The organism is Pseudomonas sp. LM13, assembly GCF_041381355.1.
GTDB classification, from domain to species: Bacteria; Pseudomonadota; Gammaproteobacteria; order Pseudomonadales; family Pseudomonadaceae; genus Stutzerimonas; species Stutzerimonas frequens.
This window is the reverse complement of record NZ_JACBXH010000001.1, coordinates 213,229-238,906: the sequence shown is the minus strand read 5'-3', so window position 1 is coordinate 238,906 and position 25,678 is coordinate 213,229. Positions and strand designations below refer to the sequence as shown.

At 67.0% G+C, this 25,678-nt stretch carries 24 protein-coding genes and 1 pseudogene; 5 read left to right on the top strand and 20 right to left on the bottom strand.

The features are described 5' to 3' along the window. Nucleotides 1-107 precede the first annotated feature (107 nt). A complete protein-coding gene (locus HZR81_RS01130; protein WP_125870226.1) occupies nt 108-746 on the top strand; it encodes a pseudouridine synthase in 639 nt (212 codons plus the stop codon). A gap of 21 nt (nt 747-767) precedes the next feature. Here the strand turns inward: HZR81_RS01130 and HZR81_RS01125 are convergent, their stop codons facing one another. The 5 genes from HZR81_RS01125 to pmcY form a co-directional block, all read right to left on the bottom strand. Beyond that, complete coding sequence (locus HZR81_RS01125; protein ID WP_003298283.1) at nt 768-986, bottom strand: DUF2788 domain-containing protein; 219 nt, start codon at nt 984-986, stop codon at nt 768-770. Nucleotides 987-1,161: 175 nt separating this feature from the next. Then, nucleotides 1,162-1,554: a globin gene (locus tag HZR81_RS01120; RefSeq protein WP_063540890.1), complete on the bottom strand. Its 393-nt coding sequence runs from the start codon at nt 1,552-1,554 to the stop codon at nt 1,162-1,164. A 149-nt stretch (nt 1,555-1,703) separates the two neighbouring features. After that, on the bottom strand, nt 1,704-2,183 hold the full coding sequence (locus HZR81_RS01115) for an Lrp/AsnC family transcriptional regulator (RefSeq protein WP_017246503.1): 480 nt from the start codon (nt 2,181-2,183) through the stop codon (nt 1,704-1,706). Between the two features lie 519 nt (nt 2,184-2,702). Continuing rightward, complete coding sequence (locus HZR81_RS01110) at nt 2,703-3,593, bottom strand: cation diffusion facilitator family transporter (RefSeq protein WP_500127088.1); 891 nt, start codon at nt 3,591-3,593, stop codon at nt 2,703-2,705. Nucleotides 3,594-3,618: 25 nt separating this feature from the next. Then, the gene (pmcY, locus tag HZR81_RS01105; RefSeq protein ID WP_500127087.1) at nt 3,619-4,035 is read right to left on the bottom strand and encodes a periplasmic Zn2+ metallochaperone PmcY; all 417 of its coding nucleotides are present in this window, start codon (nt 4,033-4,035) and stop codon (nt 3,619-3,621) included. Between the two features lie 214 nt (nt 4,036-4,249). On the opposite strand from pmcY, the gene HZR81_RS01100 reads away from it, so the two are divergent. Both HZR81_RS01100 and hrpB read left to right on the top strand, forming a co-directional pair. Beyond that, nucleotides 4,250-4,750: a hypothetical protein gene (locus HZR81_RS01100; protein WP_500127086.1), complete on the top strand. Its 501-nt coding sequence runs from the start codon at nt 4,250-4,252 to the stop codon at nt 4,748-4,750. 59 nt (nt 4,751-4,809) lie between these two features. Continuing rightward, nucleotides 4,810-7,331 (top strand): annotated as a pseudogene (hrpB, locus tag HZR81_RS01095) (ATP-dependent helicase HrpB). A 3-nt stretch (nt 7,332-7,334) separates the two neighbouring features. Here the strand turns inward: hrpB and HZR81_RS01090 are convergent. Next, on the bottom strand, nt 7,335-8,150 hold the full coding sequence (locus tag HZR81_RS01090) for a substrate-binding periplasmic protein (RefSeq protein ID WP_200597549.1): 816 nt from the start codon (nt 8,148-8,150) through the stop codon (nt 7,335-7,337). An 81-nt stretch (nt 8,151-8,231) separates the two neighbouring features. Here HZR81_RS01090 and HZR81_RS01085 point away from each other — a divergent pair, with 81 nt between their 5' ends. Beyond that, complete coding sequence (locus tag HZR81_RS01085; RefSeq protein ID WP_110775827.1) at nt 8,232-9,059, top strand: SDR family oxidoreductase; 828 nt, start codon at nt 8,232-8,234, stop codon at nt 9,057-9,059. Between the two features lie 10 nt (nt 9,060-9,069). Here the strand turns inward: HZR81_RS01085 and HZR81_RS01080 are convergent, their stop codons facing one another. Both HZR81_RS01080 and HZR81_RS01075 read right to left on the bottom strand, forming a co-directional pair. Beyond that, on the bottom strand, nt 9,070-9,498 hold the full coding sequence (locus HZR81_RS01080) for a VOC family protein (protein ID WP_011914724.1): 429 nt from the start codon (nt 9,496-9,498) through the stop codon (nt 9,070-9,072). A gap of 76 nt (nt 9,499-9,574) precedes the next feature. Then, the gene (locus HZR81_RS01075) at nt 9,575-10,255 is read right to left on the bottom strand and encodes a YciC family protein (RefSeq protein ID WP_125875678.1); all 681 of its coding nucleotides are present in this window, start codon (nt 10,253-10,255) and stop codon (nt 9,575-9,577) included. A 117-nt stretch (nt 10,256-10,372) separates the two neighbouring features. Here HZR81_RS01075 and HZR81_RS01070 point away from each other — a divergent pair, with 117 nt between their 5' ends. Further along, complete coding sequence (locus HZR81_RS01070) at nt 10,373-10,846, top strand: LabA-like NYN domain-containing protein (protein WP_500127085.1); 474 nt, start codon at nt 10,373-10,375, stop codon at nt 10,844-10,846. A 254-nt stretch (nt 10,847-11,100) separates the two neighbouring features. Here the strand turns inward: HZR81_RS01070 and dxs are convergent, their stop codons facing one another. The 12 genes from dxs to HZR81_RS01010 all read right to left on the bottom strand — a co-directional run bounded on the left by dxs (nt 11,101) and on the right by HZR81_RS01010 (nt 25,608). Next, nucleotides 11,101-12,999, bottom strand: coding sequence for a 1-deoxy-D-xylulose-5-phosphate synthase (dxs, locus tag HZR81_RS01065; RefSeq protein WP_500127084.1), 1,899 nt, complete (start codon nt 12,997-12,999; stop codon nt 11,101-11,103). A gap of 108 nt (nt 13,000-13,107) precedes the next feature. Then, the gene (locus HZR81_RS01060) at nt 13,108-13,995 is read right to left on the bottom strand and encodes a polyprenyl synthetase family protein (protein ID WP_500127253.1); all 888 of its coding nucleotides are present in this window, start codon (nt 13,993-13,995) and stop codon (nt 13,108-13,110) included. Beyond that, complete coding sequence (locus tag HZR81_RS01055) at nt 13,995-14,237, bottom strand: exodeoxyribonuclease VII small subunit (protein ID WP_003283056.1); 243 nt, start codon at nt 14,235-14,237, stop codon at nt 13,995-13,997. Before HZR81_RS01055 ends, HZR81_RS01060 begins: the two co-directional genes overlap by 1 nt. Before the next feature lie 141 nt (nt 14,238-14,378). After that, nucleotides 14,379-15,140, bottom strand: a complete 762-nt coding sequence (locus HZR81_RS01050) for a siderophore ferric iron reductase (RefSeq protein WP_500127083.1) — start codon at nt 15,138-15,140, stop codon at nt 14,379-14,381. Further along, nucleotides 15,124-16,932, bottom strand: coding sequence for an IucA/IucC family protein (locus HZR81_RS01045; RefSeq protein WP_500127082.1), 1,809 nt, complete (start codon nt 16,930-16,932; stop codon nt 15,124-15,126). The genes HZR81_RS01050 and HZR81_RS01045 overlap by 17 nt, the downstream gene beginning before the upstream one ends. Beyond that, nucleotides 16,929-17,516, bottom strand: coding sequence for a GNAT family N-acetyltransferase (locus HZR81_RS01040; protein WP_013984116.1), 588 nt, complete (start codon nt 17,514-17,516; stop codon nt 16,929-16,931). Before HZR81_RS01040 ends, HZR81_RS01045 begins: the two co-directional genes overlap by 4 nt. After that, entirely contained in the window at nt 17,513-18,667 is a 1,155-nt protein-coding gene (locus HZR81_RS01035; protein ID WP_200597559.1) for an MFS transporter, read from the bottom strand. Before HZR81_RS01035 ends, HZR81_RS01040 begins: the two co-directional genes overlap by 4 nt. Next, nucleotides 18,664-19,983, bottom strand: coding sequence for a lysine N(6)-hydroxylase/L-ornithine N(5)-oxygenase family protein (locus tag HZR81_RS01030; RefSeq protein ID WP_200597561.1), 1,320 nt, complete (start codon nt 19,981-19,983; stop codon nt 18,664-18,666). Before HZR81_RS01030 ends, HZR81_RS01035 begins: the two co-directional genes overlap by 4 nt. Then, nucleotides 19,980-21,506, bottom strand: coding sequence for a pyridoxal phosphate-dependent decarboxylase family protein (locus HZR81_RS01025; RefSeq protein ID WP_200597563.1), 1,527 nt, complete (start codon nt 21,504-21,506; stop codon nt 19,980-19,982). Before HZR81_RS01025 ends, HZR81_RS01030 begins: the two co-directional genes overlap by 4 nt. Before the next feature lie 195 nt (nt 21,507-21,701). Next, complete coding sequence (locus tag HZR81_RS01020; RefSeq protein ID WP_095461275.1) at nt 21,702-22,199, bottom strand: RNA polymerase sigma factor; 498 nt, start codon at nt 22,197-22,199, stop codon at nt 21,702-21,704. An 89-nt stretch (nt 22,200-22,288) separates the two neighbouring features. Then, nucleotides 22,289-24,679: an EAL domain-containing protein gene (locus HZR81_RS01015; protein WP_200597565.1), complete on the bottom strand. Its 2,391-nt coding sequence runs from the start codon at nt 24,677-24,679 to the stop codon at nt 22,289-22,291. Continuing rightward, nucleotides 24,673-25,608, bottom strand: a complete 936-nt coding sequence (locus HZR81_RS01010; protein ID WP_200597568.1) for an ABC transporter substrate-binding protein — start codon at nt 25,606-25,608, stop codon at nt 24,673-24,675. The genes HZR81_RS01015 and HZR81_RS01010 overlap by 7 nt, the downstream gene beginning before the upstream one ends. Nucleotides 25,609-25,678 lie beyond the last annotated feature (70 nt).

The following is a 25,678-nucleotide window of genomic DNA, read 5'->3' as shown; positions in this document are numbered from 1 at the left end:
GCGGGTGGCCGCTTTGCCCGATTTCAGTGCCGCGCCGAGTGGCTGCGCCACTTGCAGCTGCCGGGTGTCACTTCTAGCATGGCCGACCCGTATCGAGACCCGTCGCCATGCCCCGTCCACCGCGTCCTCCATCCTCGCGTCCGCCTGCGCGAACCGCGCGCGCATCCGCGCCGCGGCGCGTCGCCAAGGCACCGCCGGCCGAGCCACGCCTGTTGTTGTTGAACAAGCCGTTCGACGTGCTGACGCAATTCAACGATGCCGATGGCCGCGCGACGCTGAAGGATTTCGTGCAGGTGCCGGGCGTCTACCCCGCCGGGCGCCTGGATCGCGACAGCGAGGGGCTGCTGCTCTTGACCAACGACGGTCAGTTGCAGGCGCGCATCGCCGACCCGAAGCACAAGCTGCCCAAGACCTACTGGGTGCAGGTGGAAGGTGAGGTCAGCGCCGAGCAGCTGCAGCGCTTGCGTGATGGCGTCCAGCTGAACGACGGCATGACCCTGCCGGCCGAAGCGCGGCAGCTCGATGAGCCCGAGCTATGGCCACGCAACCCGCCGGTACGCTTTCGCAAGAGCGTGCCGACCTGCTGGCTGGAACTGGTGATTCGCGAAGGGCGCAATCGCCAGGTCAGGCGCATGACGGCGGCGGTTGGCTTGCCGACCCTGCGCCTGGTGCGGGTGCGCATCGGCCCTTGGGCGCTGGATGGCCTGCAGCCGGGTGAGTGGCGGGAGGTGCCGGCGCAGCTGTAGCGCACCGGCTGGCGCCTCAACTCAGTGCGGGATGCCCTGAGTCACTTCGATGACGTAACCGATGACCGGCTTGGCGAGAAAGGCGAACAGGCACAGGCCTAGGCCGAGGAAGAGAATGGCGGTGCCGAGGCGACCGGCCTTCGACTTCTTGGCCAGGTCCCAGATGATGAACGCCATGAAGGCCATCAGCCCACCGACGAGCACGATCATCATCCACTTTTCGAAAACTTCGGGCTCCACAGGGATCTCCTGAGTGACTTCGACGAATGCGCCCGTGGCAGGCCGGGCGCGAAAGCGGCGCAGTATACGCCGCCAGCGAGTGGCGGGTGTGCCACCGCTGGTTGGACGGTCGAGCTCGGAAAGCGTTCGGATCGCGCCGACCGGGCGCCGGTGCGGCGAAATGTCTCACCGGTATTCAGTAGGCCGCCTTGATCACGTCGATGCCCTTGTTCAAGACCATGTGCCAGGCCTTCAGGTCCTGTTGCTGCAGTTCGCCATCGTGCTGGCGGATGGTCTTGAGCAGCGCGTCGATCCATAGGTCATAGAGCTCCGGGCGGATGTCCAGGCGTGCCCGTGAATGGCTCTCGCCCAGCGCGCGAAGCTTGGTGTCCGGCATGCCGCGGGCGAACAGCACCAGGTTGAGAATGCCGGCGCGTAGCAGCTGCTTTTGCGCGGTCATGTCGGTGCGGGCGAACTTCTCCCGTATCGCCGGCGAGCTGGCGAGGAAAGTCACGTAGAAATCATCGAAGAAGCTGGGGCTCGCGCAGCAGCGGCCATAGCTCTGCATGACGCGGTTGGTGTCGTTCATGGGGCGTCCCTTGCACGAAGGATCTGGAACGGCGCCTGCATGGGGCGTCGCATTCGGCAGTCCGGCTCGCCCAGGCGGGCCGGAAAACAAGGGCGCGGATTATAGGCAGTAACCCTGCGAAAAGTAGGGTGCAAGCTGTGCGCTGCGTCTCAGCTGCGCAAATGCTCCAGCGGCAGCTCGGTACTCGATGCCACCTGACGCAGGACAAAGCTGGAACGCACGCTGGAGACGCCTTCGATACGCGTCAGGGTGCCGAGCAGGAACTGCTGGTAGTGGTCCATGTCGGGCACGACCACCTTGAGCTGGTAGTCGGCATCCATGCCGGTGACCAGGCTGCATTCCAGCACCTCCGGGCAGCGTCCGATCACCCCCTCGAAATGCTCGAAGCGCTCCGGGGTGTGCCGGTCCATGCCGATCAGCACGTAGGCGGTCAGCGTCAGACCGAGCTTCTTGCGGTCGAGCAGGGCGACCTGGCGCGCGATATAGCCGTCGTCTTCCAGCTGCTTGACGCGGCGTGAGCAGGGCGAGGGCGACAGTCCGATGCGTTCGGCCAGCTCCTGGTTCGAGATGCGGGCGTCGTGCTGCAATTCGGCGAGAATGCGCAGGTCGTAGCGGTCGAGTTTGCTCATGGAGGGAGGCCTTTGGGATCGGATTGCGCGTGATGATGGATCCAGGGCTGTCGATTGCGCAAGTGATACCGTGATCAGCAATCTTCGCAATCCGGTGCCGGTCGGGGCGGCGTAAGCTTTATCTCAACTTCAGCCCCCGGCAGAACGACCACGGCACGCGATCCCCGCTGCGGTCACCGAAAGTCTTACCGAGACCGACGGTCCGGGCCTCCGGCGCTCACGAGGCACCGTGCGAAGCAGCCGTTACCATCGGCCAGACGAATCGAAGAGACCACGCCCAGGCGTGGTCTTTTTCGTTATGTGCGTTTTGTGCGGTGTGGTGGTTTGGATGTCGAGCCGATTGCCGATTGCCGATTGCCGATTGCCGATTGCCGAGTTGGCTGTTGGCATGGTTTCGCCCTGCTGGGCGAGTCACTTTTTCCAAGCGCGGAAAAAGTGACCAAAAACGCTTTAACCCTACAAGCGATACAGGTAGGGCTTTATCGCCCCGACGCAAACGCTAAACGCTAGTCGAACTGCTCACCGCTTAGGCGGCGCTACCTCAAGCGGGTCGGCATGCACCAGCACCTCCGCATTCGGATAGCGATCGTGAATCGCGTTCTCCACCGCCACGCACAGATCATGTGCCTGTGACAGCGGCAGGTCCCCGGGTAGCTCCAGATGCAACTGCACGAACCAGCGCGTGCCGGAAACCCGTGTGCGGAAATCGTGGCAGCCATGCACGCCGGGCACTTCGCAGACCAGTTGCTGCATCTGCTCGCTGATTTCTGGCGACAGCTCGGTATCCATCAGCACGGCACCGGCTTCGCGGACGATGCTGATCGCGCTCCAGAAGATGTACAGCGCGATAGCGATGCCGAACAGCGCGTCCACTCGCTCCCAACCAAAGCTGGCCAGCACCAGCGCGAGCAGGATGCTGGTATTCAGCAGGAGATCGGAGCGGTAGTGCAGCGAGTCGGCGCGGATGGCGGTGGAGCCGGTGAGCTTGACCACGTGGTGCTGGTAGCTCAGCAGGATGGCGGTCATCAGCAGCGAGAAGATCATCACCGCGATACCCACGCCCTGCGCGCCCAGCGGTTGCGGATGCAGCAGGCGGTCAACGCCCTGCACGCCGACGAGGATCGCGCTGACGCAGATGAATGCCGCCTGGCCGAGCCCCGCCAGCGCCTCGGCCTTGCCGTGACCGTAGCGATGGTCCTCGTCGGCCGGGCGCAGCGAGTAGTGCACCGCGAGCAGGTTGAGCAGCGACGCGGCGCCGTCGAGCAGCGAATCGGTGAGGCCGGCGAGCAGGCTCACCGAGCCGCTCAGCCACCAGGCCACGGCCTTGCTCAGCGCCAGCAGGATCGCCGTCGCCAGGGCTGCGGCGGTCGCCCGGCGCATGAGCCGGGCGTGGTCACGATTGATGCTCATCGCTGGCCGTTATCCGCGCGAGTCATCAGGCCGCGGGGCGCAGACCGAAGGCGGCCAGCTGCTCGACGCTGCCGTTGTGCTGGATCAGGCGCGGGTCGTCCAGCGGCAGGCTGCGGCCGATTTCCTTCTCGATGATGGCTTTCAGGCGGGCCTGATCGATCTGGCCGTCGGCGCCAATGGCTTCCTGCAGCTTTTCCGGGGCCATGGAGTACTCGTCGTCGGGCAGGTAGATCGCGCCGGTGGCGAAGTCGACGCCGAAGGCGATCAGGCCGGGGAGGAGGTAAAAGATCAAACCAACCGCATTCAAAGCTGCAATCGCTGGGTCTATGCGGCCTTCGATCTGCCCGCGGCGATCCGGGTAGAACAGCGTGCCGCAGGCGGTCAGCTGGGTGAACAGGGAAGCGGCCAACACGCCGCCGATGAATCGGTTACGAGTACGCATAAGGACCTCCTGGAAAAGTGGCGCAACTATACAAGGGCCGGAAGACAGCTGGATGATGTTTTCTCGATATCAGACCATGCCGCGGGCTCGGGTGTTCGGCGTGTGCGCTGACGCATGGGGTGGCTTTACCCAGTCCTTACCGAGGCCTGACGGACCGCTGCATCGGCCGGGCAGATAATCGCGCTGCGATTTCATCCCATCCCGGAGTTCAATCATGTCCAGGTTACTGCCGCGCGCCGCGCTTGGCGCCGTTCTTTCCCTCTGCATCGCCTTGCCGGTCACCGCCGCACCACCCGGTCCGGGGCCGGGTGGGCATAGAGGGCCGGCGGGACCGGGGCCGCAGCATGTGCCGGGCCCGCGTCACGGCCACGGTCTTCCGGCCGGTGCGCGGGAAATCTGGATCGGCAGCATGCTCTACTTCATCGCCGCCGGTACCTATTACCTGTGGAATGCCGAGCGCAACGTCTACGAACCCGTCAGCCAGCCGCCGCTGCCGGCCAGCGAGGCCGCGCGATATGATGTGATCGCCTATCCGGCCAAGGGCCAGAGTGCCGAGCAGCAGAGCCGCGACCGCTACGAGTGCCATAGCTGGGCGGTCAGCCAGAGCGGTTTCGACCCGGCCAGCGCCCGGACGGCTCCGGCGGCCAGCGTTGCCGACACCTACAAGCGTGCCCTCGGTGCCTGCCTGACCGGACGCGGCTACAGCGTCAACTGATGCGCCCAGCTTCGGGCGGGCGCTTCGGTTGTTGAATCGTCTGCCCGAAGCGAGTGCTCATGAATTCCCTACCGATCGACGAAGCCCTGCCGGCGTTGCGCCAGGCTCTGCAGCAGCGCGACGAAGCCGTGCTCGAGGCGCCGCCCGGCGCCGGCAAGACCACCCGCGTGCCGCTGGCGCTGCTCGGCGAAACTTGGTTGGCCGGGCAGACCATCATCATGCTCGAACCCCGCCGGCTGGCCGCCCGCGCCGCCGCCGAACGCCTGGCCAGCGAGCTCGGCGAGCGGGTCGGCGAGACGGTGGGTTACCGCATCCGCCTGGACAGCAAGGTCGGGCCGAGTACCCGCATCGAGGTGGTCACCGAGGGCATCCTTGCGCGCCGCCTGCAGGACGATCCGGCACTGGAAGGCGTCGGGCTGGTGATCTTCGACGAATGGAGCGCAGCCTGGATGCGGATCTGGCCCTGGCGCTGACGCTCAATGCGCGTCAGCTGCTGCGCGACGAGCCGCTGAAGCTGCTGCTGATGTCGGCGACGCTGGAGGGCCAGCGCCTGTCGGCGTTGCTCGACGATGCGCCGGTGGTGCGCAGCGAGGGTCGCATGCACCCGGTGGAACAGCGCTGGGGCCGGCCGCTGGCGCCGGGCGAGCGCATCGAACCGCGTGTGGTGCAGACGGTGCTGCAGGCGTTGCAGGACGAGCATGGCAGCGTGCTGGTGTTTCTCCCCGGGCAGGCGGAGATCCGCCGGGTGAACGAGACGCTGGCCGAACAGCTGGAGGGGCGCGGCGACATTCTGCTCTGCCCGCTGCACGGCGAGCTGGAGCTGGCCCAGCAGCGCGCGGCGATCGAGCCGGCACCGGCGGGCCTGCGCAAGGTGGTGCTGGCGACCAATATCGCCGAGACCAGCCTGACCATCGAAGGCGTGCGCGTGGTGGTGGATGCCGGGCTGGCGCGGGTGCCGCGCTTCGATCCCGGCAGTGGCATGACCCGCCTGGAAACCCGGCGCATCTCCCGCGCCTCGGCCACGCAACGGGCGGGGCGGGCCGGGCGGCTGGAGCCGGGCGCCTGCTACCGGCTGTGGTCGGAGGAGCAGCACGGGCAGCTGGCGGCCTACGGTGAGGCGGAAATTCTCCAGGCGGATCTCGCCAGCGTCGCGCTGCAGCTGGCGCGCTGGGGTGTCGAGCCGGACGAGCTGGCCTGGCTCGATCGTCCGCCGACCGCCGCCTACGGCCAGGCGCAGGCCCTGCTGGAGCGCCTCGGTGCGCTGCAGCGCAGCGAGCACGGCGGCTGGCAGCTGACCCGCCACGGCCAGGCGATGGCCGGGCTGCCGGTGCATCCGCGCCTGGCGCACATGCTGCTGCGCGGGCATGGCTTGGGTATTGGCGCGCTGGCGGCGGATGTCGCGGCGCTGCTGGTCGAGCGTGACATTCAACCCGGCGGGCAGCGCGGCGGCGGAGCCGATCTCGCCCTGCGCCTGCATCAGTTGCAGGATGGTCGTGGTGCTGGGGTACAGCGCGTCCGGCAGATGGCCCGGCAGTTTCGCAGCTTGCTGCGCGGTGCCGCGGCGGCGCCGGCTGCTCAACTCGATGAGAAACACGCGCTGGCCGCGCTGCTGGCCTTCGCCTATCCGGACCGGGTGGCCCGACAGCGCCGCGAGGGCGGCGGTGGCTATCGGCTGGCCAACGGCCGCGCGGCGCAGTTCGGCGAGCCGGACCAGTTGATGAAGGAGCCGTGGCTGGTGATCGCCGAGCTGGGCAGCCATCAGGGCCAGCGTGAGGAGCGCATCTATCGCGCCGTGGCGCTGGACGCGGCATTGTTCGAGGGGGCGCTGGCCGAGCAGGTCGTCGTGCGTGACGAGCTGGAATGGGACGAGCGCGAGGGCGTGCTGCGCGCCGAGCGACAGCGGCGGGTCGGCGAGCTGGTGCTCGGTCGTGAACCGCTGCCGACGCTGGATGAAGCGGCACGCGGCAAGGCACTGCTCGCCCTGGTGCGGCGCAAGGGGCTGGAACTGCTGGCCTGGACGCCGGAGCTGCGCCAGTGGCAGGCGCGTATCGGCTTGCTGCGCCAGCTCGATCTGGCTGCGGGTGGCATCAGCGACTGGCCGGATGTCAGCGACGCCGCGCTGCTGGCACGCCTGGAGGACTGGCTGCTGCCTTACCTGGGCAAGGTCACGCGGCTGGCGCACTTCGCCCAGCTGGATCTCGCCGCGATGCTCGCCACCCTGCTGCCCTGGCCGCTGCCGCAGCGCCTGGAGGAGCAGGCACCGGTGGCCGTGACGGTGCCCTCCGGCTCGCGCATCAGGCTGGACTACAGCGAGCAGCCGCCGGTGCTGGCGGTGCGCCTGCAGGAGCTGTTCGGCCTGGCCGACACGCCGCGTATCGCCGGCGGCCGGCAGGTCGTCAAGCTGCACCTGCTGTCGCCAGCGCGCCGGCCGGTACAGGTCACCCAGGACCTGGCGAGCTTCTGGGCCAATACCTATGCCGAGGTGAAGAAGGATCTGAAGGGGCGCTACCCCAAGCACTACTGGCCGGACGATCCGCTGGTCGCCGAGCCCACCGCCCGGGCCAAGCCCCGCGGGCAGTGAGGCTCAGTCGGAGGGCAGGCTGAGGTCTTCGCCGGCCTGGCGCAGCGTTTCGTAGGCCTGGTCCAGTGCATCGACGATGGTTTCGGCGTCGTGCGCGTGGCGCGAAACGATGAAGTGGATCGGCACCTGGGTCAGGCGCAGGTAGGGCAGCTCTTCCATCTGCAGCCGCTGCCGGGCCTGCTCCACGGGAATCTGATAGTCCAGCAGATAGTCGCCACGCTTGCGCCGCAGCATTTCCAGCGCCGAAAGGTGGTTGCTGGTGCGCAGCAGGCGCAGATCGAGCGCCGGGTTCTCGAGCATCGTGTTGACGTTCGGCCAGTAGCTGTAGCCGCCGATCAGGATCAGCGACTTGCCGGCCAGATCCTCGGGAATGCGCGGCGCCGGTGTGCCTGCACGGTGGTACAGGTTGAGGTTGATCTGACTGAGGGTATGCCGCCCCTCCAGGGTATGCGCGGTGAGCTCAGGCTTGCCCCGGGCACCTGGCCAGACGTCGATACTGCCGTTTTCCAGTGCCGCATACAGGCGCGCGCTGGGCAGCGGACGGAAGCGTGCCTCATAGCCGGCCTGGCGCGCCACGCGGCGGGTCAGCTCGGCCAGCTCGCCGCGTGCCGTGCCGTGGGCGTCGGTATAGATGGCAGGCGCGAATTCGTAATAGCCGATATTGAGGACTCGTGGCGAAACGGAATCTGCCATCGCCACGGCAGACAGGCTGCAGAGCAGGGCCACGCCCAATTGGAGGAATGCTTTCAAAGGATCGATCACTGGCTTGCGCTGTTCCGGCAAGCATGCGCAGGCGTTGCGCCGTTGTCCATGAGGCATATTGCGGCGGCGTGAGGTATGTCTGCTTATCTCGACCTATGCTCAAGGCAAGGCGCGATGTCGCGGGCGAGGAGTAAAGATATGCAGCGCAAGGTGTTCGATCGCAAGGTGTTCAACCGCAAACTGGTGCTGATCACCGGTGGCTGCGCCGGAATCGGCCGTGCCCTGGCGGTGCGTATGGCCCAGGCCGGCGCGCGGCTGGTGATCTTCGATCTGCATCAGGATGCGCTGGATGGCCTGGTGCAGCACCTGGCCGATCACCACAACGCCGAAGCGCTGGGGCTGTGCTGCGACGTCAGCGATGCCGAGGCGGTGCAGCGCGCGGTGACGCTGGTGATTGAGCGCTATGGCGGCATCGATGTGCTGGTCAACAATGCCGGCATTACCCATCGCAGCCCGGTGGCGAGCACCAGTCTGGCGGTGTTCCAGCGGGTGATGGCGGTGAACTTCTACGGCGCGCTGCATTGCACCCAGGCGGCACTGCCCAGCCTGATCGCCCGGGACGGGCAGATCATCGTGCTCAGCTCGCTTTCGCAGTATGCCCCGGTGCCCAACCGCGCCGCCTACAACGCCAGCAAACACGCACTGCACGGGCTGTTCGAGACGCTGCGCGGCGAGCTGAGCGATACCGGGGTGCATGTGATGCTGGTCTGCCCCGGTTACACCGCCACCGACTTGCGCAAGAACGTGCTGGTCGGCGACGGCTCCACCGCGCCGTCGCCGGTGCTGGACATCGGCCGGGTCGCCTCGCCACAGGATGTCGCCGAGGCGATCTACCAGGGCGCGCTGCGTCGGCGCCCGCTGCTGGTGCACTCCAATCTCGACTGGAAGGCGCGACTGCTGGCGCGCTGGTGTCCGCGGCTGTACCAGCAGCTGCTGCTGCCACGGCTGCTCGGCAGTCGAACCTGATGCTCCGCGGTCACTCGCCGCTGCCGTAGAGCTGCTCCATCAGCGCGGCGTCCCAGTAGGCCGCCTCGATCTTGTGGCCATCCAGATCACGGACGAAGCACCCGTAATAGGGCTCGCCATACTCCGGCCGTGGCCCCGGGGCGCCTTCATCGACCGCGCCGGCGGCAATGGCGGCTCGGTGGAAGGCATCCACGGCAGCCTGATCGGCGGCGAAGAAGCCTACATGGGTACCGTTGCCGACGGAGGCCGTGCCGCCGTCGAACGGGCGCTGGACCCAGAATTCCGGGTATTCGCGGCCCCAGGCGACCGCACCCGGGTGTTCGAGGATGCGTTTGCAGCCGAGGGTGGCGAGGACCTGGTCATAGAAGGCAACCGCCTCGTCGAAGCGATTGCTGCCCAGGGAAATGTGGGAAAGGATGCTGGGGTTCTGTTCGGCCATGGTGCGTTCTCCTTGAATGGCCAAGCAAGCCTAGCAGGCCATCGGCGCCTGGCCGCGGGACCAGCCGAACGGCGACTCAGCCGGGCTCCGACTGCCTTGCCGGCGGTTCGCTGCAGAGCATGAAGCAGCGGAACAGCATGATGGTCGGCAGCAGTTGCAGCAGGCCGACCACGCCATCCAGCAGCATTGCCGGCAGCAGTGGCGGCGTCTGCTCGGCGAACAGCTGAGCGGCGATCCAGACCTCGAGCATCCAGACCGGCAACAGCACGGTCATCACACAGCCCAGGATCAGCAGGAAATGCCCGCGGGTGAGGAGGAAGCTCTGCTTCAGCGCTGCCAGCGGTGTCAGCCCGCGCAAGACCAGCAGGTACTCGGCGAAGGCGATTTTGACCATTACCCAGATGCCCGGCAGCACGAACAGCGAGGCGCCGAGCAGGATCAACAGCGTGCCCAGCCCCGAGAGCACCGCCAACGCCGGCCACAACGGCAGCGCCCGGGCATAGACCGCGCCCAGAGCCGGATCATGGCCACGGCTGCGCGCGTCCAGAAAGAGGATCAGCGCGCCAACGTACAGCGGATAGAAGATCAGGCCCACCAGCAGGTCCAGGGCGGGCAGCACGTCTTCGCCGAGCCAGTGATCGAGCGCCAGGCGCGTCGCGCTTTCGAGCAGGATCAGCGGCAGGCAGAGCCGGACGATGGTCAGGAAGTGACGGGAGTAGAAGAACCAGGCGTCACGCAGGATGGCAAGAACGTTCATTGCAGACCGAAGGTGAGGTAGTCGTTTCGGGGCGCCACTGTAACGGATGCGGCAAGGACGGGACATGCGCGATGTCGCCGTCCATACTGGCGGTCCATTCAGATTTCAGGCTGCCGCGTGAAGAAGATCGCCCTGTTCGTTGATGTGCAGAACCTCTACTACACCGTGCGCCAGGCCCATGGCTGTCATTTCAATTATTCGGCGCTGTGGGCCGATGTCAGCCGGCGCGGCAGCATCGTGGAGGCCTATGCCTACGCCATCGAGCGCGGTGACGCACGTCAGCAGCAGTTCCAGCAGATACTGCGCAACCTTGGCTTCACGGTGAAGCTCAAGCCCTATATCCAGCGCAGCGACGGCTCGGCCAAGGGCGACTGGGACGTGGGTATCACCATCGATGTGCTGGATTCAGCTGCGCGGGTCGACGAGGTGGTGCTGGCATCTGGTGACGGTGATTTCGACCTGCTGCTCGAACGGGTGCGCGCTGCTGGCGTCGAGGCCACTGCCTACGGCGTGCCGGGGCTCACCGCGCAGTCGTTGATTCGCGCGGCGACGCGTTATGTGCCGATCGAGGGGGATTTGCTGTTGCGGTGAATGCGCGGAGGAGATGGTCGAGGCGCTGGTTGGTGGAAAATGCTTCGCAGTTTTCCACCCTACGGCCGCGTCAGACGTTGGGTGTATGACGCTTTACCCATCCACCGCAGCGCCGTGAACACGGTGTAGGTTCAGGGGTGGGGCAGGCGTGTAAAAGACGGATGGCCACCCGTGGAAAATGCTTCGCAGTTTTCCACCCTACGGCTGCGTCAAACGTAGGGTGGATGACGCTCCACCCATCCACCGAAACGACCTCAGGCTTTGCCGAGTGCCGCCAGACGCTTGCGCACCGCCGCTTCGATACCGGCGGCATCCAGGCCGCATTCGGCGAGCATTTCGCTGGGCTTGGCGTGCTCGACGTAGTAGTCCGGCAGGCCCAGGTGCAGGATCGGTCGCAGTACGCCTTCGGCGGCTAAGAACTCGGCCACCGCGCTGCCGGCACCGCCCATGATGCTGTTCTCCTCGACCGTCACCAGCAGCTCGTGGCTGCCCGCCAGTTCGCGCAGCAGGGCTTCGTCCAGTGGTTTGACGAAGCGCATGTCGACCACCGTGGCGTCCAGCGCCTCACCGACCTGCAGCGCCTCGGGCAGCTGCACGCCGAACACCAGCAGCGCCACTTTGCTGCCTTGACGGCGCACCACGGCCTTGCCGATTTCCAGCGGTTCCAGGGCCGGCTCGATGCTGGCGTTGGGGCCGCTGCCGCGCGGGTAGCGCACCGCGGCCGGGCCTTCGAAGTGGTAGCCGGTGGTGAGCATGCGGCGCATCTCGTTCTCGTCGCTGGGCGTCATCACCAGCATGCCGGGGATGCAGCGCAGGTAGGAGAGGTCGAAACTGCCGGCATGGGTCGGGCCGTCCTCGCCGACCAGGCCGGCGCGGTCGATGGCAAACAGCACATCGAGGTTCTGCACCGCGACGTCATGGATCAGCTGATCGTAGGCGCGCTGGAGGAACGTCGAGTAGATCGCCACCACCGGCTTCATGCCTTCGCAGGCCATGCCGGCGGCCAGGGTGACCGCGTGCTGCTCGGCGATGGCGACGTCGAAGTAGCGGTCCGGATAGCGTTCGCTGAACGCCACCAGGTCGGAGCCTTCCTTCATCGCCGGGGTGATGCCGGTCAAACGCGGGTCGGCGGCGGCCATGTCGCACAGCCACTGGCCGAAGACGTTGGAGTATTTCGGCCCCGCGGGCTTCTTCGGCGCTGGCGGCGCGCCCACCGGTTCCAATTTGCTGATCGCATGCCAGGTGATGGGGTCGGCCTCGGCCGGGGCGAAGCCCTTGCCCTTCTTCGTCACCACATGGAGGAACTGCGGGCCGTCGAGGTCGCGCATGTTGCGCAGGGTGGCGATCAGGGTCGGCAGGTCGTGGCCGTCGATGGGGCCGATGTAGTTCCAGCCCAGTTCCTCGAACAGGGTGCCAGGCACCAGCATGCCCTTGGCGTATTCCTCGGTGCGGCGGGCGATTTCCCAGGCGCCTGGCAGGCGCGAGAGGATCTTCTTGCTGCCTTCGCGCATGCTCGAATAGGTGCGGCTGGAGAGGATCTTGGCCAGGTAGTTGGACAGGCCGCCGACGTTGCGCGAGATCGACATGTCGTTGTCGTTGAGCACGACCAGCATGTTGGCGCCGACTTCCGGGGCGTGGTTGAGCGCCTCGAAGGCCATGCCGGCGGTCAGTGCGCCGTCACCGATCACCGCGATGGACTTGCGCTGCTCGCCTTTCAGACGCGCGGCGACCGCCATGCCCAGGGCGGCGCTGATCGAGGTGCTGGAATGACCGACGCCGAAGGTGTCGTACTCGCTCTCGACCCGGCGCGGAAAGGCGGCCAGGCCGTCCTTCTGGCGCAGGGTGCCCATGCGCTCGCGGCGGCCGGTGAGGATCTTGTGCGGATAGGCCTGGTGGCCGACGTCCCAGACCAGCCGGTCGTCCGGTGTGTCGTAGACGTAGTGCAGGGCGATGGTCAGTTCGATCACGCCGAGGCCGGCGCCGAAGTGCCCGCCGGTGCGGCCGACGCTGTACAGCAGCTCCTGGCGCAGTTCGTTGGCAAGCTCTTCGAGTTCCGCCTCGCCCAGTCGGCGCAGCTGCTCGGGGGTCGCCGCTCGGTCAAGAACGGGCGTCGCGGGGCGCACCCGAGGAATCTCATAGAACGTCTTGGGCATCAGGCGGATCGTTGTCGTTGGAAAAAAGAGCGGCAGTTTACCCGATGGGCCCCTCGATAAGAACGGCCCCGGGTCCGGTAGGGGTTTGACTGCGATTTCGGCGAAAGGTCAATTGCGTCGTTCGACAATGTAGCGCGCCAGCTCGCGCAGCGGCTCGGCGGCGGTATCGAACGGCCGCAGGGCGTGCAGTGCCTGGTCGCGCAACTCCAGTGCGTAGGCCTTGGCCGCGTCCATGCCGAGCAGGGCCGGGTAGGTCGGTTTGTCCCGGGCGATGTCGGCGCCTTGGTGCTTGCCGAGCGTCGCGGTGTCGCTTTCCACGTCGAGAATATCGTCCTGGACCTGGAAGGCCAGGCCGATGGCGCGTGCATACTGGCTCAGCGAGGCGAGGTTGTCGGCATCGGCACGGCCACTGGCGAGGGCGCCGAGTTGCACGCTGGCCTCGATGAGCGCCCCGGTCTTGTGCCGGTGCATCAGCTCGAGGGCATCGCGATCGAGCTTGAGGCCCACCGAGCCGAGGTCGATGGCCTGGCCGCCAACCATTCCAGCCGGCCCGGCGGCGCGCGCCAGCACGGCGAACATGCGCAGGCGCAGCGCCGCGTCCTGCGGATTGTGTTCGGCCTGGGCCATGGCCTCGAAGGCCAGGCTCTGCAGGCCGTCTCCGGCAAGGATGGCGCAGGCTTCGTCGAAGGCCTTGTGGGTGGTGGGCTGGCCGCGGCGCAGGTCGTCGTCGTCCATCGCCGGCAGATCGTCGTGCACCAGCGAATAGGCATGGATCAGCTCGACCGCGCAGGCGGCGCCGTCGGCGCTGGCCTTGTCACCGTTCAGTGCTTCGCAGGCGGCGTAGACCAGCAGCGGGCGGACGCGCTTGCCGCCGTTCATAACGCTGTAGCGCATGGCCTGGTAGAGCCGCTCGAGCTGCGGCAGCGGCGAGACGAAGAGGGCTTCGAGGCAGCCGTCGACGCGCTGCTGACAGCCTTTCTGGTAGTCGCCGATCATCATGCTTCGGGGTCCGACTCGAAGGGGGCTTCCTGCAGGCTGCCGTCGCGTTCCAGCAGGATCTGCACCTTCTGCTCGGCCTGGCTCAGTGCCGCCTGGCAGTCGCGGGTCAGGCCGATGCCCTGTTCGAAGCAGGTCAGCGAGTCTTCCAGCGACAGCTCGCCGCTCTCCAGGCGCTCCACCAGCTGTTGCAGCTCGGCAAGGGATTGTTCGAAATCGAGTGCAGCTTTCTTGCGGGCCATGGCGGGAACCTGTCGTCGGCGGCGAGTCGGAAACGGGCGCGACATTAGCAAAGAAACGCCAGTGGCAGCCACAAGGTTTGCCCGCGTGATGTGTATCGACCTGCGTAGGTCGGCGGAGTGCCCTGCAACCCGCGCCGCCGCTCAGTGGCCCTGCTCGCGCAGTCGCCTTTCCCGTTCGGCGAGCGGCAGCTTCGGGCAGCTGTCGCAGAGTTCGCCATCGGCGCGGCGAAAGTGCTGGCAGCACGCCTTGCGCTGCAGGCCCAGGCGCGTACCGCCTTCGGCCAGCGGTACCGCGAGCAGGCCGCTGGCGCCGGACATGGCGCAAGCCGCCAGCCAGACGTCAGCCGCCCGGCAAAGTTGCAGGTTGCCGCAACCGTCGAGGCGCTGGCTATGCAGCAGTGCGGCCATGACGCAGTCGGCCGCCAGCCTCTGCGCCAGTTTGGGGTGCAGCCCGAGCAGCGGCCCGCTGACGGCCTGGGCCTGTTCACAGAAGCCACGGATCTGGGCGCCGGCATGGCGCAGCAGGCGCCGGGGCTCGCCCTGCAGTGGCTGGTGATCGGGCAGGCAGAACCCGGCGACGAAGCCCTGTTCGACGCCCTGCGCCAGGCCGTCCAGACACGGGGCCTGGCCGGCCAGGCGCACCGCGAGCACCTGCAGGTAGATGGGCTGCCAGACCAGCAGCGTCCAGCAGCGCGCCGCCCAGTAGTGGCGGCCCGCTACCGGCCAGGCCTCCCTCCAGTGCGCCAGCAGCCTGGCCACAGACTGCGGATGCTCCAGCGTCAGCTCGTCGGCGCGGGGTGCGCCGACCCGGCCATCGAGGCCCGGCAGCACGCGACGCAGGCGCAGCAGCAGGCTGCCCAGCGAATCCGTGGCCGGCCAGCGCGCTTCAGCGCTCCGGTGCATAGCGCGCCACGGGGTTCTTCAGGGTGCCCGCGAATTTCAGCGCTCCGGCCGGATCGGCGAGGTCGAGCATCTGTCGGTTGTTGCCCAGCTGCAGGCGGTTCAGGCAGGAGCGGGCGAATTCCTCGGCGAACAGGTCGTAACGGGCGAACTTGTCGCGCAGCTGCGGCTGGCTGGCCTGGTAGTCGGCGATGCAGTCGGCGACCTGCTGCCAGAAGCGCTGCTCCGGCAGGCCGCCCTGTTCGTCGAGAATCTGCGCCAAGTAGCGGAAGAAGCCGTCGAACACGTCGGTGAAGATCGACAGCACCTTGAGCTCGTCCGGCACCGAGACGGCGAGACGGCCGACCGCTTCGGGAATCTTCGCCTCGGCATCGAGGATCACCGCTTCCTCACCGATGTCCTTCATCAGCACGCGGACCGGCACATGGTCTTCCAGCACCAGGATCAGGTTTTCGCCGTGGGGCATGAAGACCAGGTCATGGGCATAGAAGCAGTGCAGCAGCGGCTTCAGGTAGGCATTGAGGTACTGCCGCAGCCAGCGGTCGGCGGTGAGTCCCGAGGCGCTGATCAGCGTCGGCAGCAGGGCGCGCTCGTCGCCGTCGCTGTGCAGCAGCGCGGCCATGGTCATCAGCCGCTGGCCAGGTTCGATGTGGCCCAGCGGGCTCTCGCGCCAGAGCGCCGAGAGCATCTTGCGGTAGGGGCTGCTGGCCGGCAGCGCCTGCTCGTAGTAAGGGTTGCGATAGCCGATCGCCGCCACCTCGCGCAGCAGCTGGAAGCCGTAGCCGCGCAGCAGCGGGTCGCGCGCCACGCGGCCGGCGAGGTAGGCGTTGATCGCCGGGGTCGCCTGCATGTAATAGGGCGACAGCCCGCGCATGAAGCCCATGTTGAGGATCGACAGGGCGGTCTTCACGTAGCGCCGCTGCGGCTCGCTCTGGTTGAAGAAGGTGCGGATCGACTGCTGCGCCAGGTAACGGTCGTTGCTCAGGCCGAGATAGACGATCTGCCGGTTGGCGATCTCCGCGGCGAAACCGATGGCCAGGATGTTGTGCCACTGCCAGGGATGCGCCGGCATCAGCAGATAGTCGTCCGGGTCGAGCTGCAGAGCCTGCAGCTGGTTGTGGAACACGCCGAGCTGGCCACCCAGTTCCTCGCGCAGCAGGGTCGCCTGGTCGAGCCCGTCGATGGCGCTGTAGCTGGCGCGGCTGCGGTGCACGGCGAGCCAGACCAGACGCACCGGGCTGGCGGCTTCCGGCGCGTAGGCGCGGTAATCCTGGGCGTCGAACCCCATCCGCCCGTTGTTGGCGACGAATCCCGGATGACCTTCGCGCATGCCGGTCTCGATCTGCTGGAAGTCCGACAGTGCCAGCTGGGCCGCGCTCAGCGGGCTGTTGGCGAGTTTGTAGGCGCTGCCGAAAAGGGTGCTGCTGATCTCGTCCAGGTAGAGCGGCAGGTTGGTTTCGGAAAGGCCGAGGACGTCGCTGAACTCGATGATGAATGCAAGGGCATCCAGCGGCTGTGGTTCCCCGTCGCTGAGCTTTTCGATGGAGTCGGTGGCGATCGACCAGTGATCCAGCGCCAGCCGCCGCGCCCTGAAGCGGTACTCGGTCGAGCTGTCCGGCACGGCGACGCGGTAGTGGCTGTCGCCCAGCGGCTCGGGGCTGAGCAGCTTCTCGTGGCTGAACTCGGCCAGGGCCTTTTTCAGCAGCAGGCGATTGGCGCGGGCCCAGAGTTCGGCTTGCAGATGGTCGGTGGCCAGGTCGCTGGTAGCGGTCGGCAGGCGTACGAGCTGATTCATTGCGGGTTCTCCTGAAGGGTGGCGAGGAACTGCGCACGGGTGCAGAACGCCAGGCAGGCGTCCTTCTCCGGCAGATGCAGCAGGCACTGGTAGACGAAGCCGACCCGGCGGTTGAGCGCATGTACCTTGGTGTTGCGGGCGTCGGGCTCGACGACGATGCGGCGGGCGAAAGGGTCGGCGAACTGATAGGCGAGGATGCTGCGCATCACCTCCAGGCTGAAGCCGTGCACCGGGCGCTCGCAGGGGGCGAGCAGCAGGTGCATGCCGCGGTCGCCGGGGCGCACCTGATAGTGGTCGGCGAGCCGGTCGTGGGCAGGGTGGTAGCCCTCGAACAGGAAGGCCGGCTCGCCGTTCCACAGGCCGAGGGCGATGTCGCGGTGACTGCTGCGCTGGATCTCGTCAACGTAGTCGGCCAGCTGCGTCAGGCTCATGTGGCCCATGCCCCAGAAGCGCGCGTAGTCGCGGCGCAGCCAGTCCTGCAGCAGCGGCAGGTGCTCGGGTTGCAGGGTTTCGAAGTGCATCGCGCCAAGGGCGCAGTAGCGGACGAAGCGCGGACCGTCCGCGCGGGAAAGAGCGGTGTTCATGGTTTGGCTCCACAGAGAGGCGCCCCGGCCGGTGCCGAAACCAGCAGCCAGCGCAGGGTGCATGCGGTGAGAACGAGGCCCAGCGCCGAGAGCAGGAACGGCGCTGCGAGGCCGGCATCACGTACCACCACGCCGGCCAGCCAGGAGGCGGTGAGTACGCCGAGGTTCTGGAAGATGTTGATCAGGCTGTAGTCGCGGCCGTAGTGCTCCGGCCGGCTGAGGGCGAACAGTCGCGCATCCAGCGCCACGGTGAGCTGGTACAGCGCCCAGCCGAACAGCACGCGCCCGGCCAGCACCAGCGGCATCTGCTCGACGCCCTGCAACGCCAGCCCGGCGGCACCGAGCAGCAGCCAGGCGGTCAGGTGCTGCCCGGCGTGGTAGTGCAGGGCGAGGGCGAGCAGTGCCAGCATGCCGGGAATGGCATAGACCAGGCCGGTGATCCAGCTGGCCTGTGGTCCGCCGAGCTGTTCCCAGTACAGCGTGAAGAACGGCCGCGCCAAGTAGACGCAGAAGTAGAAAGCCAGCATCAGCAGGCACAGGCGGATGATCGCCAGGTGTTCCTGCGCAGCCCGTGGCGGCGTGCTCGCATCGACCCGTGCCGGCTGCGGCGCATGGCGCAACAGCAGCAGGCTGACGGCCATCTGCACGAAGTCCATCAGCCCCATCAGCACGAACATCCGCGCCGGACTGAGGTAGTGCAGCACGCCGCCGCCCAGCGTCGCGCCGGCGATTGCGCCCAGGTGCACCACCACCGAAAGCAGGCCGATGGTGCGTACCTGCTGGTCGGTGCCTACCAGGCCCATGACGTAGGGATACATCAGCAGATAGCTGGCCTTGAAGGCGATCATCGCCAGCGACACCGGCCAGAACAGCCACTGCCGGTCGATGGCCGCGCAGGCCAGTGCCAGCACGCCGGCTACCAGCTGACCGAGGATCAGCAGCCGCAGCGGGTGGGCATGGCGTGCCAGGCGCACCCACACGGGCAGTGCGAGCATCGCCACCAGGCACACCGCGGCCAGGTACAGCCCGACCTGCTCGCTGCGCAACTCGCCGAAACGCTCGGCGAAGTATTGCGGGTAGAACGGCATCAGCAGGCTGTCGCCGAGCACGGCCAGCAGCGTCATGCCGATCAGTGCGCGTCGCAGCGTCATCGCGCCGCCACCGCGCCCTGGGGCGTGAGCGGCTGCGGCAGGCTGAACTGCTGGAAGGCGATCTTCGTCTCCACCGCGTAGTGCTCGTGCCCGCAGATCTCGCGCAGGATGCAGGCGTTGCGGTAGCAGCCCATGCCGAGATCCGGCGTCACCAGGCCGTGATCGGCAAGTCCGGCGTTCTGCACGAAGACCTCGCCGCCGTTGCGGTCGATGCTGTAGTTGCGCGCCACGGCGAAGCGCTCCGGCGCCTGCCAGACGATGCGTTCGGCGATCGGCTGGATGAAGCGTGGCAGGCGGTACTGATACCCGCTGGCCATCACCAGCGCCTCGCAGCGGTGCCGGTAGCTCTGCTGCAGTTCGTGCTGGAAGAACTCCAGCTCCAGCGTGCCGTCGGCCAGGCGCTGGCAGCGGCGCAGCTCGGCGTTGGTCAGCAGCTGGGTCGGCACCTCGCCCTTGAGGCTCTGGTTGTACAGCTCGTCGTAGATGGCGTTGATCAGCGTACCGTTGATGCCCTTGTATAGGCCCTTCTGGCTGTCGATGAGCTTTTCCCGGGTGCTGCGCGGCAGGCTGTGGAAGTAGTCGATGTACTCGGGGCTGGTCATTTCCAGCGTCAGCTTGGTGTATTCCAGTGGGAAGAAGCGCGGCGCGCGGGTGATCCAGTTCAGCTGATAGTCGTGGCGGTCGATTTCCTGCAGCAGGTCGTAGTAGATCTCCGCCGCGCTCTGGCCGCTGCCGACCACGGTGATCGAGCGCTTGCCCTGCAGGCGTGGCTTGTCCTGCAGGTAGTTGCCGCTGTGGCTGACGTGGTCGGCCAGGCCTTCGCAGCAGCTCGGCAGATAGGGCGTGGTGCCGGTGCCGAGTACCAGGCGGCGGGTGAGGAACTCGAAACCCTCGCCGCTGCGCGCATGCACCCCGCGCACGCGGTAGCAGCGACGCTCGTCGAGGTAGTCGACGTGCTGGACGAAATGCCCGAAGCGCAGGCTGTCGAGCTGCTCGACCACCCACTGGCAGTACTGGTTGTACTCGCGGCGCATCAGGAAGAAGTCTTCCTTGATGTAGAAGGCGTACAGCCGCCCGACCTGCTTGGCATAGTTGAGAAAGCTGAAGCGGCTGGTGGGGTCGGCCAGGGTCACCAGATCGGCCATGAACGGCGTCTGCAGGGTGGCGCTGTCGAGCATCATGCCGGGATGCCAGTTGAAGCCCTCGGCGCGGTCGAGGAACAGGCAGTCGAGCCCGTCGATGGGCTCTGCCAGGCAGGCCAGGCCGAGGTTGAACGGGCCGATGCCGATGCCGATGAAGTCGTAGATCTTGTTCATGAGCGATCTCCTACTGGTTGGCGGTCGTCGAGCAGGCGGGCGCCGTGGCCACGAATCAGCTCGACGATGGCGCGCAGGTCGTCCAGCGTGGTTTCCGGGTTGAGCAGGGTGAACTTGAGGTACTGCCGGCCCTCGACCACGGTGGCGGCAATGACCGCCGCGCCGGAGCGGAAGATGGCCTTGCGGATCTCGCGGTTGATCTCGTCCAGGCGCTCGTCCGCCACGCCTGCGGCGACGAAGCGGAACACCAGCGTGCTCAGGCGCGGGGCGAAGACCTCGAAGGCCGGGTCGTCGGCGAGCAGGCGATGGGTGTCGGCGGCGCGGTCGATGACTTCCTCGAACATCGCGCCGAGATGCTCGGCACCGAGGATGCGCAGGGTCAGCCAGAGCTTCAGCGCGTCGAAGCGGCGGGTGGTCTGGATGCTCTTGTTGACCAGGTTAGGCGTGCCCTCGCGGGTCTGGCTGCGCGGGTTGAGGTAGTCGGCGTGGTGGGTGATGTAGCTCAGGTGCTGACGCTGGCGAACGAAGAAGCCGCTGCAGCTGACCGGCTGGAAGAACGACTTGTGGTAGTCCACGGTGACCGAGTCGGCGTGTTCGATGCCGGTCAGCCAGCCGCGGTAGCGCGGCGCGACCAGCAGGCCGCCGCCATAGGCCGCATCGACATGCAACCAGACGCCGTAGTGCTGGCACAGCGCGGCCATTTCCGGCAGCGGGTCGATGCTGCCGAAGTCGGTGGTGCCGGCAGTGGCGACCACGGCCATGGGCAGCTCGCCCAGGCGCTGACAGTCCGCCAACGCCTGGGCCAACGCCGGCACGCTCATGCATTGGGCGCTGTCGGTTTCGATGCTGCGCACGGCGTCGTAGCCCAGCCCCAGCAGCGCGGCGGATTTCTGCACGCTGAAGTGGCTGGCGCGGGAGGCGAAGATGCGCAGTCGGCCCGCGTCCGGCGGTAGCCCGTGCTGGAGGTTGCCGCCGTGGCCGGGCAAGCGGTTGCAGAGGTGCTCGCGGGCCAGCAGCAGGCCCATCAGATTGGACTGGGTGCCACCGCTGGTGAAGACGCCGTCGGCCTGACTGCCGAGGCCGATGCGCGCACAGGTCCAGTCGATCAGGCGTTGTTCGATCAGCGTGCCGCCGGCGCTCTGGTCCCAGGTGTCCAGCGAGGAATTGATTGACGACACCAGCACTTCGGCGAGCAGCGCCGGCAACACCACTGGGCAGTTGAGATGGGCGACGTAGCGCGGATGGTGGAAATACACCGCATCGCGCAGATAGAGCTGATCCAGCTCACGCAGCGCGGCGCCGGCGTCGCCCAGCGGGCGCTCGAGATCGACGCGTTCGAAGTCGGCGGCCAGCTCCTGCGGAAGGATGCCGCTGAACGGCTGCTGCTGACGCTGCAGGCACTGCTGCACCAGGTTCAGACCCTGCTGCAGGAGCCGGCGGTAGTCATCGTGATTGCTGCGGGTGAACAGCCCGCTGCTGGCGGGGCCGGGGGCGAAGGGCACTACGGTACTGGACGGGGTCATGCACATTCCTCGGGCCGAGCGCGGCCGCGACCCGGAACAGGCCGTTTTCGCGGCTTCGGTGGTTTCTTGTCTGGCGGCTGGACCGCACGAAAGCATCTGCGAGGATGCCGGTTAATCGAGAATTACTCTCAATTGCGCAAGGGCACAGGCAAGACGAATCAGCGCGGAAAAACCATTACGGGGTCGAAGGAAAAATTACGGCCGCTCCAGCCGCTGGCGCGCCTTGGCCAGCTGAGCGATCACGGTGTTTACCGAAATGCCCAGGCGCTCGGCGATCTCCGCCTGGCTGAGTCCTTCCAGCCGCGCCAGTTCGAACACCTGGCGACAGCGTGGCGGCAAGTCGTCGAGCTGGCGCAGGACGCATCGCAGCGCACACTGGTGTTCCACCAGCCCGCAGGGGTCGGCCTGCACGGCCTCGATCAGTTCCAGCGGTGCCTCGTCGCCGGCACCGACAAGCGCGCGATGGCGCAGGGCATCGCGCAAGAGATTGGTGGCGATGCTAAAGAGATAGGCCTTGGGGTTGGCGAGGCTCTGCTCGGGCATGACCTGCGCCAGTTTCAGCCAGGCATCCTGGGCCAGGTCCTCGGCCAGTGCTCGGCAGCCGCCGAGGCGGGTCAGATGGGCTACCAGCCGTTGGCGGTGATGGACATAGCATTGCAGACAGGCATCGGGAATCTTGTTGTTGTTGCGCATGAGTGCGTGCCACCGGGAGGGGGCACGAACCTAACTCAGATGCGAACGCTTCGCAATTGCAGGCTTAATGCTGGCACGCCGTCCGCCGATCAGCCGTCCAGCGGCAGCTGCAGGTTGATCGGTCGGCCGTTCAACTGCAGACGGCACTGCGCTGCCGGCTGCGGTCTCGCATAGTGGAAGCCCTGCAGGCTGGGGCAGCCGTTGAGCCGCAGGAACGCCGCCTGGCGCTCGTTCTCCACCCCTTCGGCCACCACCTGCAGCCCAAGGTGGCTGGCCATGGTGAGGATGCCGCGCACCAGGGCTACCGATTGCTCGCTGTCGGGCAGCCCGCTGACGAATTCACGGTCGATCTTGATGCCATCGAAGCGGAAGCGCTGCAGGTACGTCAGCGAGGCATAGCCGGTGCCGAAGTCATCGAGTAGCAGTGGCAAACCGGCGGCCTTGAGACGGCCGAGGGTCTGCTGCACATGCTCGTCGGCCTCCAGCAGCGCGCTTTCGGTGATCTCCAGCTCCAGCATGGCGGGCGACGCACCCTCTTCGGCGAGGATCGCCAGCAGGCTGCCGGCCAGATCGGCCTGGCGGAAGTCCAGCGGCGAGAGGTTGACCGCAATGCGCAGTGCATGCCCCATGGCGTGCCAGCGACAAGCCTGTCGGCAGGCCTCGCGAAACACCCAGCGCGTCGCCTCAATGATCATGCCGCTCTCTTCCAGCACCGGGATGAACACCCCGGGCGGCACCAGGCCTCGCTCCGGCGAGTTCCAGCGCAGCAGGGCCTCCATGACTTCCGGTTCACCCTGGGCGTTGACCTGCGGCTGGTAGTGGAGCACGAACTCGTCGTGATCCAGTGCACGGCGTAGCGCCTGCTCCAGTTCATGGCGTTGCGCGGCGGCTTCGCTTAGGGATTCGTTGTAGAAGACCGTGTAGTTGCGCCCCGCGTCCTTGGCCGAATACAGCGCCAGGTCCACCTGCCTGAGCAGGTCGCTGGCACTGTGCCGGCCGTCGCTGATGGCAACGCCGATGCTCGGGCTGACGTAGCACTCGTACTGGCCGATGCGCACCGGCGGCTGGAAGCCTTCGATGATGCACTGGGCCAGCTGCTCGGCGCGGGCGTGGTCGCTGCCGTCGAGCAGCAGCATGAATTCGTCGCCGCCGCTGCGTGACAGCAGCGCATGCTCCGGCATCAGCCGGCCCAGGCGGTCGCCGATCTGCACCAGCAGCTTGTCGCCGATCTCATGGCCGAGGCTGTCGTTGATGCGCTTGAAGTGGTCCAGGTCGAGGTAGAGCAGTGTCAGCGGCAGGCGCGCCGCGAGCAACTGTTCGAGGCGCTGCACCAGGTAGTTGCGATTGGCCAGCTGCGTCAGCGGATCGAAGTGGGCGAGAAAACGCAGGCGCTGTTCGGCGCGCAGGCGGTCGCTGATGTCGCGCAGCAGCACGAGGAAATGGCGAACGCCGTAGCGCTGGAATGGCGTGCAGCTGATCTCCAGCGGCACCTCCCGATCATGACGGCGACCGGTCAGCTCCAGCGGCGTGTTCGCCGGGGTGCTCAGCAGCCGGGTGGTGGCGTCGCTTTCCAGCAGGCGATCACTCGGCAGGTTGCCCAGCAGCTCCGCCGGGGTACAGCCGAACAGCGCTGCCGCCGCAGGGTTGGCCTGCAGCACGCGCAGCTCGCGGTCGACCACCAGCATGCCGATCGGCGCGGTGTCCACCAGGTCGCGGAACAGCTGCTCGCTTTCGCTGAGCGCCAGTTGGCGCTCGTGCAGCTGGTTCATCATCCGATTGAGGGTTCTGGCCAGCCGGGCGATCTCGTCGCGGCCGCCGACCGACAGGTTCTGCGGTTGCTGATCGATGGCGAACTGGCGTGCGGCCTGGTCGATGCGGGCCAGGCGGCGTGTCAGCAGGCGACCGTAGAGGCGGTTGAGGATCACGCCAAGCAACAACAGCAGGGCCAGCGTTTGCACGAGGTAGAACCAGGCCTCGCGCTTGGTCTGCGCTAGCATCGGCGCGAAGTCGTACGCCACCAGCAGCGCTTCGCGCAGCGGCGTGCCGTCCTGGGCGACGCGGTCCAGCGGGTAGATCGCCAGCTGCCTGGAGCCTTTGCCGAACCAGCCCGCGCGGCCGCCGTTCACCTGCTTGGCGAGCTCACCGGCATCGATCAGCGTCAGGCGCTCGGGGGACAGGCCCAGCTGGGTCGTGGCGATCACCTGTAGCCCACGGTCGATCACCATCGCCCAGCGCACGCCTTCCAGGCTGGCCAGATCGGCCAGCTCGGTTTCCAGCTCGGCGTTGCGGCCGAGGCGGCGATGATCGCTCAGGCTGCTCTGCAGCAGGGCAAGATGCTGCGAGGTGTGGTTGCGCCAGCCGGCGAGGTTTTCCTCGATACGGGTCGGCAGGTGCCAGGCGGTCAGCATGACCGTGAACAGCAGACCGAAGATGCCCAGCAGCAGGGGCATTGATCGACGCAGCGACAAACTTGTCAGCATGTTGGGCCCTCGCAGCGAGCGATCAGATTGACCGGGTTCGAACCGTTGAGCAGCCGGCGTTCGCGCAGATACTGGCTGAGCTGGCCGATGCTCTGCTGCAACTGGCCCTCGTCGAACCACCCACGGTTGACGGCGCGATCACCCATCAACAAGCCGTCGAGGGTGACCTGCAATGCCATCGGCGTCAGGCCCAGGCGCGCATGCAGGCGCGGATCGGTTTCGCCGCGATTGTCCTGCCAGGTGCGCAGCGCATCGAACCAGAGGGCCCGGAGGCGCCGACGCTGCTCGCGGGTGACGCGTTGCCGGTCGACCACCAGTACGTCGACGATCTCGCCCGGCAGCTGGCGGCTGTCGAAGATGCGCCGGGCGCCCTCGCTTTCCAGCGCAGGGCCCTCCGAAGCGAAGGTGATGACAGCGTCGACTTCGCCGGCGGCGAAGGCGGCGGCCTGCTCATGCACCGGCAGGCTGACCACCTGCAGATCGTCGATCCGCAGCCCGGCCTGATCCAGCACGCGGGACAGGAAGTAGGCGCCCAGCGCAGTGTTTTCGACGCCGATGCGCTGGCCGGACAGGTCCTTGAGGCTGGTCAGCGGCGCGCGGGCGAACAGCGCATCGGCGCCAGCTGAGACGTTGGTGACCAGAATGATCTCCAGGTCGAGCTCCGCCGCGCTGTCCTGCAGCAGCAGCGTTTCGTCGAGGGTGAGCATGGCGGCGTCCAGCATGCCGTTGCGAAAGCCGCGCAGCACACCTGTGGTGTTCGGGTATTCCACCAGGCGGATGCCACTGGGGGCAGTCCAGCCCAGATCGTCCGCCAGATAGATCGGCGCATAGCCAAGCCAGCGGTTGCTGCCGATACGGATCGAATCCGATTCGGGCTGGCAGCCGAGCAAGGCGACAAACAACAGCAAGAGGATTGAGCCCCGAACCATGCGATCACTCCGTGATACCTGTTAGCCACCATAGCGAAACCGTACGGTCACGGGAATCCCTTCGAAAGCA

Excerpts from the sequence above, each read along its gene's own strand:
- HZR81_RS01130 (WP_125870226.1), top strand. The coding sequence starts at position 108 with ATGCCCCGTCCACCGCGTCCTCCATCCTCGCGTCCGCCTGCGCGAACC.
- HZR81_RS01120 (WP_063540890.1), bottom strand. The coding sequence starts at position 1,554 with ATGAACGACACCAACCGCGTCATGCAGAGCTATGGCCGCTGCTGCGCG.
- HZR81_RS01115 (WP_017246503.1), bottom strand. The coding sequence starts at position 2,183 with ATGAGCAAACTCGACCGCTACGACCTGCGCATTCTCGCCGAATTGCAG.
- HZR81_RS01110 (WP_500127088.1), bottom strand. The coding sequence starts at position 3,593 with ATGAGCATCAATCGTGACCACGCCCGGCTCATGCGCCGGGCGACCGCC.
- pmcY (WP_500127087.1), bottom strand. The coding sequence starts at position 4,035 with ATGCGTACTCGTAACCGATTCATCGGCGGCGTGTTGGCCGCTTCCCTG.
- HZR81_RS01100 (WP_500127086.1), top strand. The coding sequence starts at position 4,250 with ATGTCCAGGTTACTGCCGCGCGCCGCGCTTGGCGCCGTTCTTTCCCTC.
- HZR81_RS01090 (WP_200597549.1), bottom strand. The coding sequence starts at position 8,150 with ATGCCTCATGGACAACGGCGCAACGCCTGCGCATGCTTGCCGGAACAG.
- HZR81_RS01085 (WP_110775827.1), top strand. The coding sequence starts at position 8,232 with ATGCAGCGCAAGGTGTTCGATCGCAAGGTGTTCAACCGCAAACTGGTG.
- HZR81_RS01080 (WP_011914724.1), bottom strand. The coding sequence starts at position 9,498 with ATGGCCGAACAGAACCCCAGCATCCTTTCCCACATTTCCCTGGGCAGC.
- HZR81_RS01075 (WP_125875678.1), bottom strand. The coding sequence starts at position 10,255 with ATGAACGTTCTTGCCATCCTGCGTGACGCCTGGTTCTTCTACTCCCGT.
- dxs (WP_500127084.1), bottom strand. The coding sequence starts at position 12,999 with ATGCCCAAGACGTTCTATGAGATTCCTCGGGTGCGCCCCGCGACGCCC.
- HZR81_RS01060 (WP_500127253.1), bottom strand. The coding sequence starts at position 13,995 with ATGATCGGCGACTACCAGAAAGGCTGTCAGCAGCGCGTCGACGGCTGC.
- HZR81_RS01055 (WP_003283056.1), bottom strand. The coding sequence starts at position 14,237 with ATGGCCCGCAAGAAAGCTGCACTCGATTTCGAACAATCCCTTGCCGAG.
- HZR81_RS01050 (WP_500127083.1), bottom strand. The coding sequence starts at position 15,140 with ATGCACCGGAGCGCTGAAGCGCGCTGGCCGGCCACGGATTCGCTGGGC.
- HZR81_RS01045 (WP_500127082.1), bottom strand. The coding sequence starts at position 16,932 with ATGAATCAGCTCGTACGCCTGCCGACCGCTACCAGCGACCTGGCCACC.
- HZR81_RS01040 (WP_013984116.1), bottom strand. The coding sequence starts at position 17,516 with ATGAACACCGCTCTTTCCCGCGCGGACGGTCCGCGCTTCGTCCGCTAC.
- HZR81_RS01035 (WP_200597559.1), bottom strand. The coding sequence starts at position 18,667 with ATGACGCTGCGACGCGCACTGATCGGCATGACGCTGCTGGCCGTGCTC.
- HZR81_RS01030 (WP_200597561.1), bottom strand. The coding sequence starts at position 19,983 with ATGAACAAGATCTACGACTTCATCGGCATCGGCATCGGCCCGTTCAAC.
- HZR81_RS01025 (WP_200597563.1), bottom strand. The coding sequence starts at position 21,506 with ATGACCCCGTCCAGTACCGTAGTGCCCTTCGCCCCCGGCCCCGCCAGC.
- HZR81_RS01020 (WP_095461275.1), bottom strand. The coding sequence starts at position 22,199 with ATGCGCAACAACAACAAGATTCCCGATGCCTGTCTGCAATGCTATGTC.
- HZR81_RS01015 (WP_200597565.1), bottom strand. The coding sequence starts at position 24,679 with ATGCTGACAAGTTTGTCGCTGCGTCGATCAATGCCCCTGCTGCTGGGC.
- HZR81_RS01010 (WP_200597568.1), bottom strand. The coding sequence starts at position 25,608 with ATGGTTCGGGGCTCAATCCTCTTGCTGTTGTTTGTCGCCTTGCTCGGC.